18 protein-coding genes and 1 tRNA gene are annotated in these 16,844 nt (G+C 62.9%); 13 read left to right on the top strand and 6 right to left on the bottom strand.

Going from position 1 to position 16,844, the window contains the following annotated elements; translation table 11 throughout:
* Nucleotides 1–448: 448 nt before the first annotated feature.
* From AC2FL1_RS17225 to AC2FL1_RS17210, 4 genes are all read right to left on the bottom strand, one after another.
* Nucleotides 449–525 (bottom strand) — tRNA-Arg (locus AC2FL1_RS17225).
* A 63-nt stretch (nt 526–588) separates the two neighbouring features.
* A complete protein-coding gene (locus AC2FL1_RS17220; protein WP_496877744.1) occupies nt 589–1,974 on the bottom strand; it encodes a sensor histidine kinase in 1,386 nt (461 codons plus the stop codon).
* 14 nt (nt 1,975–1,988) lie between these two features.
* Nucleotides 1,989–3,407 carry a dihydrolipoyl dehydrogenase family protein gene (locus AC2FL1_RS17215; protein WP_496877743.1) on the bottom strand — a complete coding sequence of 473 codons (1,419 nt, stop codon included), beginning with the start codon at nt 3,405–3,407 and terminating at the stop codon, nt 1,989–1,991.
* Nucleotides 3,407–4,141, bottom strand: coding sequence for a TVP38/TMEM64 family protein (locus tag AC2FL1_RS17210; RefSeq protein ID WP_496877742.1), 735 nt, complete (start codon nt 4,139–4,141; stop codon nt 3,407–3,409). Before AC2FL1_RS17210 ends, AC2FL1_RS17215 begins: the two co-directional genes overlap by 1 nt.
* A 306-nt stretch (nt 4,142–4,447) precedes the next feature.
* Between AC2FL1_RS17210 and rpmH the strand changes: the two genes are divergently transcribed.
* From rpmH to yihA, 9 genes are all read left to right on the top strand, one after another.
* A complete protein-coding gene (gene rpmH / locus AC2FL1_RS17205; protein ID WP_008554144.1) occupies nt 4,448–4,582 on the top strand; it encodes a 50S ribosomal protein L34 in 135 nt (44 codons plus the stop codon).
* Nucleotides 4,583–4,606: 24 nt separating this feature from the next.
* On the top strand, nt 4,607–5,032 hold the full coding sequence (gene rnpA / locus AC2FL1_RS17200; RefSeq protein ID WP_496825539.1) for a ribonuclease P protein component: 426 nt from the start codon (nt 4,607–4,609) through the stop codon (nt 5,030–5,032).
* Nucleotides 5,033–5,092: 60 nt separating this feature from the next.
* Nucleotides 5,093–5,356: a membrane protein insertion efficiency factor YidD gene (yidD, locus tag AC2FL1_RS17195; protein ID WP_496825537.1), complete on the top strand. Its 264-nt coding sequence runs from the start codon at nt 5,093–5,095 to the stop codon at nt 5,354–5,356.
* A 118-nt stretch (nt 5,357–5,474) separates the two neighbouring features.
* Nucleotides 5,475–6,404 (top strand): calcium/sodium antiporter, encoded by a 930-nt coding sequence (locus AC2FL1_RS17190; protein WP_496877741.1) that lies wholly within the window; start codon nt 5,475–5,477, stop codon nt 6,402–6,404.
* Between the two features lie 44 nt (nt 6,405–6,448).
* Nucleotides 6,449–7,333, top strand: coding sequence for a tRNA 2-thiocytidine(32) synthetase TtcA (gene ttcA / locus AC2FL1_RS17185; protein WP_011046293.1), 885 nt, complete (start codon nt 6,449–6,451; stop codon nt 7,331–7,333).
* Nucleotides 7,334–7,405: 72 nt separating this feature from the next.
* Nucleotides 7,406–8,947 (top strand): putative bifunctional diguanylate cyclase/phosphodiesterase, encoded by a 1,542-nt coding sequence (locus AC2FL1_RS17180; protein ID WP_496825534.1) that lies wholly within the window; start codon nt 7,406–7,408, stop codon nt 8,945–8,947.
* 123 nt (nt 8,948–9,070) lie between these two features.
* Nucleotides 9,071–10,900, top strand: coding sequence for a membrane protein insertase YidC (gene yidC, locus AC2FL1_RS17175; RefSeq protein ID WP_496825532.1), 1,830 nt, complete (start codon nt 9,071–9,073; stop codon nt 10,898–10,900).
* Nucleotides 10,897–11,634 (top strand): MOSC domain-containing protein, encoded by a 738-nt coding sequence (locus AC2FL1_RS17170; RefSeq protein ID WP_496825530.1) that lies wholly within the window; start codon nt 10,897–10,899, stop codon nt 11,632–11,634. The genes yidC and AC2FL1_RS17170 overlap by 4 nt, the downstream gene beginning before the upstream one ends.
* Nucleotides 11,631–12,284 (top strand): ribosome biogenesis GTP-binding protein YihA/YsxC, encoded by a 654-nt coding sequence (yihA, locus tag AC2FL1_RS17165; protein ID WP_496825528.1) that lies wholly within the window; start codon nt 11,631–11,633, stop codon nt 12,282–12,284. Before AC2FL1_RS17170 ends, yihA begins: the two co-directional genes overlap by 4 nt.
* A gap of 12 nt (nt 12,285–12,296) precedes the next feature.
* Here yihA and AC2FL1_RS17160 read toward each other — a convergent pair whose 3' ends face one another.
* The gene (locus AC2FL1_RS17160) at nt 12,297–13,025 is read right to left on the bottom strand and encodes an SDR family NAD(P)-dependent oxidoreductase (protein ID WP_496825526.1); all 729 of its coding nucleotides are present in this window, start codon (nt 13,023–13,025) and stop codon (nt 12,297–12,299) included.
* Between the two features lie 115 nt (nt 13,026–13,140).
* Between AC2FL1_RS17160 and argB the strand changes: the two genes are divergently transcribed.
* The 4 genes from argB to AC2FL1_RS17140 are packed head-to-tail and all read left to right on the top strand — an operon-like array spanning nt 13,141 to nt 15,997.
* On the top strand, nt 13,141–14,004 hold the full coding sequence (argB, locus tag AC2FL1_RS17155) for an acetylglutamate kinase (protein WP_234140556.1): 864 nt from the start codon (nt 13,141–13,143) through the stop codon (nt 14,002–14,004).
* A 57-nt stretch (nt 14,005–14,061) separates the two neighbouring features.
* A complete protein-coding gene (locus AC2FL1_RS17150; protein ID WP_496877740.1) occupies nt 14,062–14,856 on the top strand; it encodes a sterol desaturase family protein in 795 nt (264 codons plus the stop codon).
* Entirely contained in the window at nt 14,793–15,491 is a 699-nt protein-coding gene (locus tag AC2FL1_RS17145; RefSeq protein ID WP_496877739.1) for a ferredoxin, read from the top strand. The genes AC2FL1_RS17150 and AC2FL1_RS17145 overlap by 64 nt, the downstream gene beginning before the upstream one ends.
* Complete coding sequence (locus tag AC2FL1_RS17140) at nt 15,488–15,997, top strand: SixA phosphatase family protein (RefSeq protein WP_496877738.1); 510 nt, start codon at nt 15,488–15,490, stop codon at nt 15,995–15,997. The genes AC2FL1_RS17145 and AC2FL1_RS17140 overlap by 4 nt, the downstream gene beginning before the upstream one ends.
* A gap of 48 nt (nt 15,998–16,045) precedes the next feature.
* Here the strand turns inward: AC2FL1_RS17140 and AC2FL1_RS17135 are convergent, their stop codons facing one another.
* Nucleotides 16,046–16,837, bottom strand: a complete 792-nt coding sequence (locus tag AC2FL1_RS17135) for an amino acid ABC transporter ATP-binding protein (protein WP_275671098.1) — start codon at nt 16,835–16,837, stop codon at nt 16,046–16,048.
* Nucleotides 16,838–16,844 lie beyond the last annotated feature (7 nt).

The raw sequence follows: 16,844 nt of genomic DNA, 5'->3' as shown, positions 1-16,844 counted from the left end.
GCTCTCATGAACCGCTTCAACGCACTCGGCACCGCCGAGATCGTTCGTGTGGAATGACATCAATGGGGAAAGGGGAAGTCACGCTTCAGGCGGGAGTTCTGCAACAATGCCTATCGGGGCCTTCCCAATCAAGTGTTTTTGCGCAGCATGACTGATCCGCCAAAACGGTGTGGTTGTACCGGCCTGATCTACAGGACACAGCGGTTCGCACTGTGCTTCAACAGGCTGAGGCCCTTTCAGCCCAATTCAATGCATGAACTCTCGGGGATTGAACTGTTGGTTTGGCGGCAAGGCGAGCGGAGCTAGGATTTTTTTTCGGGAAGCCAAGTTTCTTGGCCGCTACAATCAACTGTTGCAAGCGGTAGCATCCAATCGCAAATCAGTTGGCGGGATTTTTGGCGGGTAGGAACTTTGCCTTTCGCTATTTGCCAATGATTTCAGGGGCAAATGGCGGACCGAGGAGGATTCGAACCCCCGACCCCTTGATTCGTAGTCAAGTACTCTATCCAACTGAGCTATCGGTCCGCTTGGTGAGGGGCTATCTAGACTTTAGGCCGGAGGGGCGCAACCCGATTCTGCGAAAATCGATCAAAAAGTTTCGCCCCCTTTCGGGAGCCTTATTTCAAAGACGGTTCCGCCCGGTCCGCTGTCTTTCAGAACCAATGCGCCGCCGTGACCGCGCACCAGTTCGGCGGAAATCGCCAGGCCCAGGCCCGAGCCTCCCTTACGCACGCCGCCCTGGAACGGCGTGAACAGGTTTTCGCGTGCCTTAGGCGGCAAACCCGGGCCGGTATCGCGCACCTCGATCACCCAATCCGCCTCTGTCTCGTGGCCCGAAACCGCGACCAGGCCGGGCTGTCTGGTTGTCTCCAGCGCCTGGCGCGCATTGCGCACCAGGTTCATCACCACCCGGAACAGCTGTTCGGGATCGGCCCGTGCGCTCAACGTCTCGGGCACTTCGTTGACGATCTCTACCGCGCCTTCGCCCAGCGCAAGCCGCTCGCTGGCGACCACGTCCTCGGCGACCGCATGCAGGCGGACCATCGTGAGCATCGGCGAGGGTTCCTCGGCCCGACCAAAGGCCAGCGTGCTTTCGCACAGCGACACCGCGCGGGTGATCGAGTTGACCAGCTTCGGCGCCATCCGGCGTACCAGTGGGTCCTCGCTGGTTTCAATCCGGTCGGTGAACAGCTGCGCCGAGGTCAGGATATTGCGCAGATCATGGCTGACCTTTGCCACGGCACCGCCCAGTTGCGCCAACCGTTCACGCTGGCGTAGCGCCTGAGTGATCTGGCGTTGCAGCATTTGCAGGGCTTCCTCGGCCTCGCGCAGCTCGGTCACGCTGGAATTGGGGGTGATGATGCCGCGCACATCCTCTGGCGCGCGGGCATAGCGCTGCATGTAGTCGACAACGCTTCTGATCGGGCGCACCAGGATCGCACGAACCGCAAGGAACAGGAAGAAGGCGGTGATGACCGAGATTACCAGCGACAACAGCAGGATCCGCGCGCCATAGTCGATCATCGCCGTCCTGAGCGGTTGGCTGTCCATCGTAACCTCGATCAGCAATCCGGCCTCCTTGACCGGTTCGCCGATCACCCGGATGACCTCGTTCTCGGACATGAAGAACCGCAACAGCGCATCGCGCATCAGGATCCAGGGCGAGGCCTGACGCAAATCATAGCTCTGCCCGATCTGTCCGGGGATCGGAGAGCTGAGCATAAGCTGCCGTACCTCGTCGCGGCGCAGTACCACGTTGTATACCCCGGCGTTTTCCAACAACTCGGCCTCAAGATCGGTGGCCAACATGTCATCAGCCAGCAGCGCCAGCGAGGCAATCTGCGCCCTTTCCAGCCGGTTTTGCAGGAAATCCTGACGGAACCGCGCGATCGAGGGTACAAAGATCAGCACTTCGGCCAACATCACGAAGGCGACCGTCAGGATCAGAAACCGGCCCGAAAGCGAGTTCAGCATGATGTCCTTTCCCGTCAGGGAAGCCAGCGCTGTACCAGCCCGACCACCCGTTTCACTGTCTGATTTTCGAACAGGCGCGGCGAGAAATAGGCCCCCGCCGCGCGCTTGTTGATCTCACCAATTGTTGGGTACGGAGACACCATCGCCGCAACCTGACTCATCTTCAGATTATTGGCCAGAACCAGCGACCACAAGTTCACGTGTTCCCCGGCCTGATGTCCGACGATGGTGACACCAACCGGACGCCCCCGAACCACCATCACCTTGATGAATCCTTCGGTGCGGCGTTCCGCGATGGCGCGGTCGTTATGAAGGTAGTCGAACCGGGCCACCTCGACCCTATCGCCGTGCGTGTCGCGGGCCTCCGCCTCGGTCAGGCCGATCTGGGCCAGTTCAGGGTCGGTGTAGGTAGCGCGTGGGATGTGATCGGTTCGCGCCTTGGAGGGCAGGCCAAACAGGGCCGAGCGCAGGATCACCCCGGCCTGATACCCCGCCACATGGGTGAATTGCAGGCCACCCGCCACGTCGCCGATCGCATAGACGCGGCGGTTGCTGCTACGCAGCGACGCATCGACCCGGATGCCGGTGCGCGTGATCTCGACCCCCGCGACTTCAAGGTTCAGCCGGTCGGTGCTGGCCTTGCGCCCGACCGCCACCAGCAGATGGCTGCCCGCAAAGATGCGCCCCTCGGCGCTGACCACTTCGATGGCGCCGGCCTGGCCGCGGATCTGTGCAGCGGCGGTGTCCTCGGCGATCTCGACGCCTTCGGCGCGCAGGTGATCAAGCACCAGCTTTGTCGCCTCGGGATCCTCGCGGCCCAAGGCGCGGTCGGCCTCGATCACGGTGACCTTGCAACCCAGCCGCACATGCGCCTGCGCCATTTCCAGCCCGATGGGGCCGCCGCCGATGATCAGCAGGTGATCAGGCCGCTCACGCAGGTCAAACAGGGTTTCGTTGGTCAGATAGGGCACACTGTCCAGCCCCGGGATCGGCGGGATAAAGGGGGTCGAGCCGGTGGCTATGACAATGCGCCGGGCAGTGATCAGGTGCGCGCCGGCCTGCACCTCGGTCCGTGAAACGAAATGCCCGTATTCGCGGATCACCCGCACGCCCAGCCCCTCGAACCGGTCCTGACTGTCGACCGGCGCGATCTGCGCGATCACCTCCCGAACGTGATCCTTGACCGCCGCGAAATCCACCTGCGCCACCTGGTCGGTCACGCCGAACCGGGCGGTACTGGCTTTGGCATGTGCTGCCTTGGCACTGGCAAGCAGCGCCTTCGAGGGAATGCAGCCATAGTTCAGGCAGTCGCCCCCCATTTCATGCCCTTCAAGCAGCACCACCCGCGCGCCCATCTGGCTGGCACCCGCCGCCACCGACAAGCCGCCGGACCCCGCGCCGATCACCAGCAGGTCGGTCTTGATCCGCTCCATCACATTTCCTCCCGCTTTCCGCGCAGGGTCTTGATGACGATGGGCAGCGCCGCCAACAGGCAAAGACCCAGGATAGGTCCGATCACGAAGGGTTCCCGGAACAGAGACAGGTCAGGAGTTTCGCCGCGATCGAACACGCCACCCAACCCCACCCCGATCCAGGTGAAAACGATCGCGCCGGGCACGATGCCCAGCGCCGTGGTCAGCACATAGTTGCGCAGCTTTACCCCAACCAGCGCTGGGATCAGGTTGGCCGCGAAGAACGGTACCGCTGGTACCAGCCGCAGCAGGAACAGCACCTCGACCTCGTTGCGCCGCAGCCCGTCCTTGAGCCGTTTTACCGCGCCCTCGGAGGCCTCGAGCCGCGCGGTCAACATCGCCCCAAGCCCGGCGCGGGCGGCCAGAAAGATCACAACCGCCCCGATGGTGGCCGCGAGCACATTCAGCACGGTGCCGACCGCCAGGCCGAACAGAAATCCGCCTGTCATAGAGGCCACCGCCGCACCGGGCAGGGAAAAGGCCACGATCAGCACATAGATGCAGACGAAGATTGCCGCCATCGCGGCATAATGCGCCTCTCGATAGGCCAGCAGCGCCTGCCGATTCGCGGCCAGCGTATCGAAACTGAGATAGTCGCGCAGGGTGACGGCCCCGACCACCGCGACCAGAACGATTGCGATCAACGGCAAATGGCGCAGCATGCGACGCGGCGCGGATTGGGCGGTTTGGCGCATCGGTTCCGGATTTGTTTCAGGGTCGGGCTTCATATTGTCCCCAAGATGCAGACCCGCGCCGTCAAACAACAGGGTATTCACGCTCGGTTGAACGCAAAGGGATAAAAACGTGAGAAAAACACCGCCTGCGCCGGGAAACTGAAACCTTTCTTCTGGCGGTCGGGGGGAAATTGTTGCAAAAGCCCGCAAAACCCCTCTCAGAGGGTTTGACTTGCCCGGCCTCTGGCATTAGAGGACGGGCTTCGACAGACACACGGGTGGCGAATCCGCGCCGCGCCCGACCGCAAGAAATTGGAGTACGGAGCGATGAAACGCACCTATCAGCCTTCGAACCTGGTTCGCAAACGCCGCCATGGCTTCCGCGCGCGCATGGCCACCAAGGCCGGCCGCAAGATCCTGAACGCACGCCGCGCGCGTGGCCGCAAGGAACTCAGCGCCTAAGCGCTGCGACCCGTTCTGACGGATATGACACCGCCGGAGGCCCCCAGGGATGGCACCGCCAACCACGGGGAAACGCCTCCGGCGGTGTCCGTTTGCGCGTCAAGCCGGATAACTGTCCTGCGCAAGCGCAGCGATTTCCTGAAGGCCGCGCGTGCGCGTCGTCAGGGCGCGGGCTCGATGATGGTCCAGGCCCGCAAACGCGCCGAGGGTGAGGCGCCGGGCATCCGTGTCGGGTTCACCTGTTCCAAGAAGGTCGGCAACGCCGTGGCCCGCAATCGCGCCAAACGCCGCCTGCGCGAGGCCGCGCGGCTGGTGTTGCCGGAAATGGGTCGCCCCGGTTGGGACTATGTGCTGATCGGTCGCCCCAACGATACCGCCACGCGCCCCTTTGAGGGGCTGCTGGACGATCTGCGCCGGGCGCTGCGCAAGCTGCACGCGCCCAAACCCTGACCCACTCCATTTCGTCGCAACATGCTTGGCAGTGACAGGCCTGCACCCTAGATTGGCGCCATGACCCCGCTTGCCCATATTCTGGCACTGCCCGTGCGCGCCTATCGGTTGATCTTTTCGCCCTGGGTCGGTTTCAACTGCCGCTATCAACCGACTTGCTCGGCCTATGCGCTGGAGGCACTGGAGAAACACGGGGCCATTCGCGGCAGCTGGCTGGCCGCGCGACGGATCGGACGCTGTCACCCGCTGGGCAGCGACGGCTACGATCCGGTCCCCGACCCCAAGGTCGACAGCGGCAAACCGAGCCACCCGCCCGCTGATTGATGCTGGGCTCCGCTCCGCCGACATGGGGCAGTATATTTCCTGCCCCATCTTGCAGCGCAGCAATGCTGCGCACAGGTATCAGTCGCAGTCGGACACCACCTAGCCGGGATATCTGAAATTGGATTACCTCTACATCGCCGCCGGGCTGATCGGTTTGTTTCTTGGCGGCGAGGCATTGGTGCGTGGAAGCGTCGGTCTGGCCCGCCGGCTTGGTCTGTCGCCACTTTTGATTGGTCTGACCGTCGTCGGATTTGGCACCTCGACCCCGGAGTTGCTGGTCTCGGTCGACGCCGCGTTGCGTGGCGTGCCCGATATCGCCCTGGGCAACATTATGGGATCGAATATCGCAAACATCCTGCTGATCGGAGGCATCACGAGCCTGGTCTGGCCGATCAATTGTAAATCTGCGGGTCTGTGGCGCGATCTGGCGGCGATGCTGGTGGCAACCGTGGTATTGGCGCCACTTCTGCTGAGCGGCCAGATGACCCGGGTCGTGGGCCTGTTCCTGCTGCTGTCTCTCGTTGCCTACCTGATCTGGTCCTACCGTCAATCCGGCGGCTCTTGCGCCGACAACGCCGAAACAGACCTGCCGGAACTGCCCTCACGCCCCCTTGTCACTCCGCTGCTGATCGGTGCGGGCCTGCTGGGCCTGATGATCGGCGCGCGGCTGCTGGTCGATGGCGCGGTCTCGGTCGCACAGGGACTGGGGGTTTCGGATGCCTTCATCGGCCTGACCATCGTCGCCGTCGGCACCTCGCTGCCCGAGCTTGCGACCTCGGTCATCGCAGCATTCCGCCGCCAGTCCGAGATCGCGGTGGGCAATATCATCGGTTCTAACATCTTCAACATTCTCGGCATCCTGGGCGCCACCGCCGTCATCGCACCGATTCCGGTAGCCTCGCGCTTTGCCCTGTTCGACCTGCCGGTCGCACTGGCCTCTGCAGTCGTCTTCAGCGTGCTGCTCTTGTGGCGTGCAGGCGTCAGCCGCGGCGCGGGCATCCTGTTGCTGCTGGCCTATGTCGCTTATGTCTGGGCCGCGCAGGGCTGAGCGCGGCGCTTGCCCGGCAGGCACAAACACTGTAAGGCGCGCCCATGCTGGACGAGAACGAAGACATCCATCCGCTTTTTGCCGGCGCCCCCGCGACGACCGAGTTCAAGAAGCTGCGCAAACGCATCGTGCGCTACACGCGCGAGGCGATCGAACAGTATGGCATGGTCGAGCGCCGCGCCGATGGCAGCACGCCCAAATGGTTGGTCTGTCTGTCCGGCGGCAAGGACAGCTATACGCTTCTGGCGGTTCTCTACGAGCTTAAATGGCGTGGCCTGCTGCCGGTTGACCTGCTGGCCTGCAACCTGGATCAGGGCCAGCCCGGCTTTCCCTCGACCGTGTTGCCCGAATTCCTCGACCGGATGGGCGTGCCCAACCGGATCGAGTATCAGGACACCTATTCAGTTGTTGTCGACAAGGTGCCTCAGGGGCGCACCTATTGCGCGCTCTGCTCGCGGCTCAGGCGCGGCAATCTCTACCGGATCGCCCGCGAAGAGGGGTGTTCGGCGGTGGTGCTGGGTCATCACCGCGACGATATCCTGGAAACCTTCTTCATGAACCTGTTTCACGGCGGCCGTCTGGCGACAATGCCGCCCAAGCTGGTCAACGAAGAGGGCGACCTGTTCGTCTTTCGCCCGCTCGCCCATGTGGCCGAGGCCGATTGCGAGAAATTCGCGCGAGCGATGAACTATCCGATCATCCCCTGCGACCTCTGCGGCAGCCAGGACGGGTTGCAACGTCAGCAGGTCAAACAGATCCTCGACGGCTGGGAGAAGAATCGACCCGGCCGGCGCCAGGTGATGTTCCGGGCGTTGATGAATGCGCGTCCGTCGCATTTGCTGGACCCGAAACTCTTCGATTTTCAGGGGCTTGAATTGGGTTCCCGTGAAAAAGGCGAAAATTTTGGGGAAATTCCGCTGCTGCGTTAACGTCTGACTCAGACTGGTTTCCTACGGTCCAACAAGGCGCGCGTTGCGCCTTGCGAAAGGCCAGTAGACCCTATGCGGATAAAACCGTCCCTGACCCGAATTCGACATGCAATCGTGCCGGTGCTGACAGGCCCGCCGATTTTGGCCTTCTTGCCCGCAATCACTCTTGGGGCGTTCTGGCTGGGGGGCGAGATTGCCCTGCTGTTGGCGTCTCTGGGCCTGCCTTTGATGTTCGCTTTTGCCGGGGCCTTCGGCAAATGGCCCGCAACCTATCAGGTGCCGCGTGACAGCGTGACCGGTCTGATGCTTCGGGACGGGTTCGAAAGCGCGGCGACCCATATTCACGCGATGGCGGCCGAGACCGACCGGAAATCGGCCTGTTTTCTCATTGAACTCGACGATTATGCCGAACTGGTGGACCATCACGGACAGACAGCAGGCGACCTTGTCGCCCAACGCAGTGGCGAACGCATTCTGGCCGCGCTACGCAACAACGATGTGGTGGCGCGCTTGGGTGACAAACGATTTGCCGTCTGCCTGGCGCCGGTGCCGCAACTGGATCTGGAACTGTGTATCCAACTCGCGGGCCGGATGCAGAGCGCGGTAGAGGACCCGATCTCTCTCAATGGGGTGGCAGTCTATGTATCCTGCTCGATCGGCTTCTGTCAGAACCGCCGGGCCCCCGGACATAGCGCCAGCGACTGGCTCGATGCCGCGAATGTGGCCCTGGCTGCGGCGCAGGGCGCCGGCCCCTCCTCAATCCGGGCCTATGCCCCGGATATGGAGCGTAGGCCGGGCGGTGCATCTCAGTTGCGCGATGAGGTTCAGGCAGCACTCGAAAACGGGCAGATTCAGCCTTGGTACCAGCCCCAGATCTCGACCGACACCGGCAAGGTCACCGGGTTCGAGGCGCTGGCGCGCTGGAACCACCCCGCGCGCGGCCTGCTGACGCCAAACGTTTTCCTGCCGGTGATCGAAGAGGCCGGGCTGATGGAGCGTCTGGGGCAAGTGATGCTGTATCACGCCCTGACGGCGGTCAAGGCCTGGGACAGCGCGGGGGTCGATGTGCCCCGGGTCGGCGTCAACTTCGCGTCCGACGAGTTGCGCAATCCTGGCCTTGTCGAACGGGTCCAGTGGGAGCTTGACCGGTTTGACCTGACTCCGGACCGGCTGTCGGTGGAAATCCTGGAAACCGTGTTCTCGAACACGCCCGATGACGTGATCACCCGTAACATCGCAGGGCTGGGCAAGCTTGGCTGCCGCATCGACCTGGACGATTTCGGCACCGGCCATGCCTCGATCGCGTCGATCCGCCGCTTTGATATCTCGCGCATCAAGATCGACCGGTCCTTTGTGATGAAGGCTGACCGCGACCCCGAACAGCAGCGCTTGATCGCGGCAATCCTGACGATGGCGGAGCGGCTCGAACTGGAAACCCTGGCCGAAGGGGTGGAAACCGTCGGCGAACATGCGCTGCTGGCGCAGCTGGGTTGCGACCATGTTCAGGGCTTCGGGATCGGCAAACCGATGCCTTTCGACCAGACCCTCGATTGGATCGCGCATCACGACGCGAAACTGCAGGATGCCCCAAGGATCGGGCGCGAAACTGGCTGAACGCACGCGAACCACGGTCACCGGAGCGTTTCCACTCCGCCCGAGGGCCGATTCCGCTTGACCTTTGTGCCATCACTCTGTTGAACCCTGCGTGGTCTTTCACTGCACAAGGTGGCTGTCCCGATGGACGATCAGAACAAGAATCTCATCCTCGCAACAGCGCTCAGCTTTCTGGTGATCCTGGTCTGGTTCATCCTGTTCCCGCCACCGGAACAGACCGAGGCGCCCGCGACCGAGATCGCAACCACCGACGGCACCGCCGTGCAAGCCCCCTCTGCTGCCACGACCCAAACCGGCTCGGGCGAGGTCCCCGTGCTCGACAGCAACGCCCCGACCGAAGCAGAGGCCCCGCGGGTTCAGATCGACACCCCGCGCCTGAAGGGCAGTGTGTCACTGCTCGGTGGCCGGATCGACGAGCTTTCGCTGAAGGATTACCGCGTCTCGCTAGACGCGGACGCCGAGATCGTCGAGATGTTGACCCCGGCAGGGTCGACCTCGGCCTACTACGCGCTTTATGGCTGGGCCCCCGGCACCGGCCTGAACGCCGCCGACGTGCCCGGACCGCTGACCGAATGGTCGCTGGAGTCCGGTGAAACGCTGAGCGTGGGCAGCCCGGTGACGCTGCGCTGGTCCAATGGAAGCGGCGTTACCTTCCGCCGCATCCTTGCCGTGGACGAGGACTATATGTTCACCGTCACCCAGTCGGTCGAGAACAGCTCTACCGCTCCGATTGGCGCCGCGCCTTATGGCATCCTGGCTCGTCACGGTGTTGGCGAAGATGCCGACCTGCCGGGTCTGAAGAACTTCTTCATCCTGCACGAGGGCGTCGTCGCCATGAATGACGGCACCCTTTCGGAAATCGACTACAAGGATGTGCGCAAGTTCGACATCGACCCGAATGAGGGTGCGCAGGCCGAAGTGTTCCAGAACAAATCCGACGGTTGGATCGGATTCACCGATCACTATTGGATGGCTACCCTGATCCCCGGATCGGGCAGCGCCTTCAAATCGGCAGCCAAATATGATGCGCGGCGCAAGATCTATCAGGCCGAAACCGTCCTGCCGACCATGACCGTCGCACCAGGCGAAAGCGCCGAGGTAACCACCCGCCTGTTCGCCGGCGCCAAGGAATGGGAAAGCATCCGCGCCTATCAGAAAGACGGCGTGCAGAAGTTCCTCGACAGTATCGACTGGGGCTGGTTCTTCTTCCTGACCAAGCCGATCTTCTGGCTGCTGCACCAGCTCAACGGGCTGATCGGCAACATGGGCTGGTCGATCATCGGTCTGACGCTGATCATCAAGGCGATCGTTTTCCCGCTGGCGCTGAAATCCTATGTCTCGATGGCCAAGATGAAAGAGCTTCAGCCGCAGATGGAAGCCCTTAAAGAGGCGGCTGGCGACGACCGCCAGAAGATGCAACAGGGCATGATGGAGCTTTACAAGAAGGAAAAGGTGAACCCGGCCGCGGGCTGTCTGCCGATCCTGCTGCAAATCCCGATCTTCTTCTCGCTCTACAAGGTGATCTTTGTCACCATCGAATTGCGCCAGGCGCCGTGGTTCGGCCCGTTTCGCGACCTCAGCATGCCGGACCCAACCTCGATCATGAACTTCTTCGGCTGGCTGCCCTGGGCCGGGCCCGAGCCGGGCTCGCTGGCGGCGACCATCCTCATCGGTATCCTGCCGCTGCTTTTGGGCATCTCGATGTGGCTGCAACAGAAGCTTAATCCGGCGCCCACCGACCCGACCCAGGCGATGATCTTTGCCTGGATGCCCTGGGTATTCATGTTCATGCTGGGCAGTTTTGCCAGCGGCCTGGTGGTGTACTGGATCGCGAACAACACGATCACCTTTACCCAGCAGTACATCATCATGCGCAGCCACGGGTACAAACCGGACGTATTCGGAAACATCAAGTCCGGCTTTGCCCGCAAGGCCAAGGCGGATAAGAAATGACCGGCACGGTCACCGGGCTCTGGCGGCATCCGATCAAGAGCCATGGCCGCGAGGCGCTGGACAGCGTCACCCTCAACCCCGGGCAGACCATGCCCGGGGATCGTGTTTGGGCGGTGGCGCATGAGACGTCCCAGGCGGACGGGTCCGAATGGGTGCATTGCGGTCATTTCAGCCGTGTGTCCAAGGTGCCCGAGCTGATGGCGATCACTGCCGCGCTCAACGGCGATCGCGTGACTCTTCGCCATCCCAAACGCCCCGATCTGGAGTTCGCCCCCGAGACCGAGGCGGACCGCTTCCTCGAATGGGTGAAACCCTTGATGCCACAGGATCGGGCCCAATCGGCCCGAATCATCCGGGTACCCGGACGCGGCATGACCGATAGCGATTTCCCCTCGGTGACGCTGTGCAATATGGCTTCGCACCGGGCGGTGGAACAGCGGATTGGGCATCCTCTGTCGCCACTGCGCTGGCGCGGCAATATCTGGTTCGACGGCCTGCCTTTGTGGGAGGAGTTCGACTGGCTCGACCGCGAGGTGCAGATCGGCGAGGTGGTGTTTGCCGTGCGCGAACGCACCGACCGCTGCGCCGCGACCACTACCAATCCTGAAACCGGGATTCGCGATGCCGACACGCTGGCCGCGCTCGACCATTGGGGTCATCGTGATTTCAGCGTCCGGGCCGAGGTGATCCGCGGCGGGACCATCCGCCTTGGTGACGAGGTGCGCCCGCTATGACCGCCCTGCCCTTTCCCATTGCCGAAGAGCCCGACGCATTCGCCGCCGAGACCGGACGCAAGCTCTTTGCCGGCCCGTCCGAATTCGTCAAGGGCGTGGTGGCGATGTCCGGCCTGCCGCCCGCCGATCGGGTCGAGGTCTGCTTTGCCGGACGATCAAACGTGGGCAAGTCCAGCCTGATCAACGCGCTGACCGGCACCAAGGGGCTGGCGCGCGCCTCGAACACGCCGGGCCGCACACAGGAAATCAACTTCTTCACTCAGGGACCCGAGCTCTATCTGGTCGACCTGCCGGGGTACGGGTATGCCAATGCGCCGCTGAAAGTGGTCGAGAAATGGCAGAAGCTGCTGAAGCAATATCTCAGCGGCCGCCAGACCCTGCGCCGCGCCTTTGTGCTGATCGACGCCCGCCATGGGGTCAAGGCGGTCGATGACGAGATCATGAAGCTGCTCGACACCAGTGCCGTGACCTTTCAATGCGTATTGACCAAGGCCGACAAGGTCAAGGCCGTCGAGCGCGACAAGGTGCTGGCGCAGGTGCGCGCGGCGCTGGCCAAGCACCCGGCCGCCTATCCTGAAATCGTCCTCACCTCGTCTGAAAAAGGTGACGGTATCGCGACACTCAGGTCCATCATCGCGCATCTCGAGTAGGTGGCGGCGAGGTCAAACGTGCTGCGCGCCGTTCACCTCGATCTCGGTGCCCGAGATGTAAGAGCTTTCCTGCGAGCAGAGGAAATAGATCGCGGCGGCCACCTCGCTGGGTTGGCCCAGCCGCTGCATCGGCAGTTTCTCGACGATCTTGTCGGTGCCGGGGCTGAGGATCGAGGTTTCGACCTCGCCCGGAGCAATCGCGTTCACCCGTACGCCGAGCGGCCCGAAATCATGCGCCATCTCACGCGTCAGTGCCGCCAGCGCCGCCTTTGACGTGGCATAGGCCGCCCCGGCGAACGGATGCACCCGTGACCCCGCGATCGACGTCACGTTGACCACCGACCCCCTGGCTGCCGCCAGCTCGTCCTTGAGCGATCGGGCCAGCACCACCGGGGCAAAGAAATTGACATGAAACACATGGCCCCAGTCCGACAGATCGGTGCTGAGCGTGCTCAACCGCTCGCCATTGGGGCCCTTGGGCGAGATGCCGGCATTGTTCACCAATGCATCCAGCCGCCCGTCCAGCTTGGTCCGGATGGTCTCGGCCCCGGCGATGGTGGCCTGCGGGTCGCTCAGGTCGATCTGGACATGGTTGTTCTCGCCACTGCTCCAGGGACATCCCGGCGGCACCGGCTCGCGCGAGCAGGTGATCACCCGCCAGCCCTCGGCCACGAAGCGGCGCACCGTGGCATGGCCGATTCCCCGACTGGCACCTGTCAAAACAAGGGTCTTGCGCGTCATGATCCGGCCTCGTGACTGATTTCTCGCGGAGCCTATCATAGCGCGGCATCTTGGCAACGCCCCTTGGCAGAGGGGCGCAAAACCCCTAACACAAGGCCCCAAAGGAACCCTTGCCATGAAGACACGAGACATGAATCGCGACTGGATTGCCACCGCTGCCACGCTGAACGCGGCCTTGCCGTATCTTCAACGCTATGATGATGCGATCGTTGTCATCAAGCTGGGCGGACACGCCATGGGCAGCGACGAAGGCATGGAGAGCTTTGCGCGCGATGTAGTGCTGTTGCGGCAGGTGGGTGTGAACCCGGTCGTGGTGCATGGCGGCGGGCCGATGATAAACGCCATGCTGGACAAGCTGGGCATTCAGTCCGACTTCGTGAACGGCAAGCGGGTCACCGATGCTGCCACGGTCGAGGTGGTCGAAATGGTGCTGTCGGGCGTGGTCAACAAGCGGATCGTGCAGGCGATCAACCGCCAGGGCGGCAAGGCGGTGGGCCTGTCCGGAAAGGACGCCAACCTGATGGTCTGCGATCAGACCGATCCCGATCTGGGCTTTGTCGGCACCCCGGCCGAGATGAATCCCGACCTGCTGCGCAACCTGTTTGCCCATGACATCATCCCGGTGATCGCCCCCTTGGGCGCGGGCCGGAATGGCGAGACGTTCAACATCAACGGCGATACCGCCGCCGGTGCGATTGCAGGCGCCCTCAAGGCTGACCGGCTGCTGCTGCTGACCGATGTATCCGGTGTCAAGAACGGTGCGGGCGAAGTGTTGACGGAGCTGAAAGCAGCGCAAATCCGCGAGATGGTGGCCGATGGCACAATCGCGGGCGGAATGATCCCCAAGACGGAAACCGCGCTGGATGCGCTTGAAAAGGGTGTGCGCGCTGTTGTCATCCTGGATGGCCGCGCACCGAATGCGGTCCTGCTCGAGCTTTATACCGAGCACGGGGCCGGGTCGCTGATCCGACGGGACTAACGCAATCGTCAGACCAGCGGGCTTGCCTATTTCATTTACATGCCGAATTGTGAATGAATGGAAAACGAAAGCCTGATCCGGCTGGCGATGTTTGTTGGCCTTTTTGTCCTGTTCGCAATTGCCGAGCGGCTGGCCCCGCGCCGGGTGGTTCATCCACGGCGCCCGCGACGCTGGCTGACCAACCTGACGATATCGGTGCTGAACACCGTTACCCTGCGCGCCTTGGCGGTGGGCCTGCCGCTGCTGGCGGTGGGCGCGGCGCTGGACGCCACCGCGCAGGGCTGGGGCCTGTTCAACCATCTGGCTTGGCCCGGCTGGGTCGAGGCGCTGCTGGCCGTCCTGATCCTCGACTTCGCCATCTGGGGCCAGCACCTGATCACCCACAAGATACCGCTGCTGTGGCGGCTGCACCGGGTGCATCACGCCGATACCGATATCGACGTCTCTACCGCGATCCGGTTTCATCCGGTTGAAATCGCGCTGTCGATGCTGCTCAAGATCGGCCTTGTATATCTGCTGGGTCCTTCGGCGCTGGCGGTGGTCCTGTTCGAGATCCTGCTGAACGGCACCGCGCTCTTCAATCACTCCAACCTCCGCTTGCCGCTTGCGCTCGACGCTGTGTTGCGCAAGGTTTTGGTGACCCCCGACATGCACCGGGTGCACCATTCCGTGCTGCGCGAGGAGCATGACAGCAATTACGGCTTTGCCTTGTCGATCTGGGACCGGATGATGGGAACCTATGTTGCACAACCCGCCAAGGGACATGACCAGATGACCATCGGGCTGGCATGGCAGGACGACCGGCCCGCGCGGCTGGGTTGGAGCCTGCTGCTGCCGTTTCGCCGCCGATGACGCTGGAGCGGATTACGGCAGAGGCCGCCACCTCGGCCCTGATTGTGATGGGGGCGCTCAACCCGGTCGATCAGGCAGGCACTGTCGTTCTGCTTGGCACGGGCCCCGGCTTCTGGTCCGTCTTCAGCGCGGCGCCTGAATATGCCGATGGCCAGCGCGACCCGGTCGACCGCTGGTCAAAACGGGTGATCGGGGCGATGGCCGTCGATCTGGGTGCCAAGACAGCCTATCCCTCGGATGGGCCACCCTATCCGCCATTCATCGCCTGGGCATTGGCCTCGGGCCGGTTTCATACCAGCCCGGTCGGAATGATGGTGCATGACCAGGTCGGTCTGATGATCTCGCTTCGCGGCGCGCTGCTGCTGCCAGACCGGATCGACCTGCCTGTGGCCGAGGGCGGCCCCTCGCCCTGCGACAGCTGCGCCGCGCCCTGTACCCGGGCCTGCCCGGTTGGTGCGCTTGCGGCAGATCACGCCTATGATGTCGATGCCTGCCGCGGATATCTGGACACCGCCGCTGGGTCTGCTTGTATGGGGTCAGGCTGTGCCGCCCGACTCGCCTGCCCGCTCAGCGCTGGCGCGGCGCGTGATCCGGCACAGTCCGCATTGCACATGAAGGCTTTTTTGCGCAGATGACCCGCATTCTGATTCTGACCCGCCACGCCAAATCCGCCTGGGACGATATCAGCCTAGGCGACCACGACCGCACCCTCAACAAGCGTGGCAGGAGGTCGGCGCAGGCGATCGGGGCCTGGCTGCGCCAGCATGGCTATCTGCCGGATCAGGTGATCAGTTCGGACGCCGTCCGTACCCGCGAGACATGGACCCAAATGGCGGCCGAGATGGGGCTGGGCGGCTGTGAACCTGAATTCACCCGCGCACTCTATTTGGCCCCGCCAGAGCAGCTCCTTTCCAGCCTCAGACAGGCCAGCGGGCGCGTGGTGCTGTTGTTGGGGCACAATCCCGGTATCGCCGAGTTTGCGGGTCAGATCGTCGACGAGGCACCCGCCCATGCCCGCTTCTTCGACTATCCGACCGGCGCCACCACCGTGATAGAATTCGCCACCGACGATTGGGCGCAGATCGGTTGGCATCAGGGCGAGGTGCTGGATTTCATCGTTCCACGAGAGCTGACGGATTGAAAAAGGGCGGGGAAATCCCCGCCCTTTCCGTCTCATTCCAGGCCCTGTTCAGTGGCCCAGGATCTGGCTCAGGAACAGCTTGGTCCGCTCGCTTTGCGGGTTATTGAAGAACTCTTCCGGCTCGTTCTGTTCCACGATCTGACCTGCATCCATAAAGATGACGCGGTTGGCAACCTGACGGGCAAAGCCCATCTCGTGCGTCACGCAGAGCATGGTCATGCCTTCCTCGGCCAGCTCGATCATGGTGTCGAGCACTTCCTTGATCATCTCGGGGTCCAGCGCCGAGGTCGGTTCATCGAACAGCATGATGCGCGGCCGCATGCACAGCGAGCGGGCGATCGCCACACGCTGCTGCTGGCCGCCCGAAAGCTGACCCGGATACTTCAGAGCCTGCTCGGGGATCTTGACCTTTTCCAGGAAATGCATCGCCGTTTCCTCGGCCTCTTTCCGGGGCGTCTTGCGCACCCAGATCGGGGCCAGCGTGCAGTTCTCCAGAATGGTCAGATGCGGGAACAGGTTGAAGTGCTGGAACACCATCCCGACCTCGGACCGGATCTTGTCGATATTCTTGAGGTCGTTCGACAGCTCTGTCCCATCCACCACGATCTTGCCCTGCTGGTGTTCCTCGAGCGCGTTCAGGCAGCGGATCAGGGTCGACTTGCCCGAGCCCGAAGGCCCGGCGATGACGATCCGCTCCCCCTGATTGACGGTCAGATTGATGTCGCGCAGCACGTGGAAGGCCCCGTACCACTTGTTCATGTTGGTGATTTCGATGGCGACCTCGTCGCTCACCTGCATTTTCGAACGGTCGATTTCACGATCGATTGCGAGTTCAGACATTGGGCCC

The organism is Ruegeria sp. YKSF070 (assembly GCF_059612725.1).
This window is presented reverse-complemented; position numbering and strand designations above follow the sequence as displayed.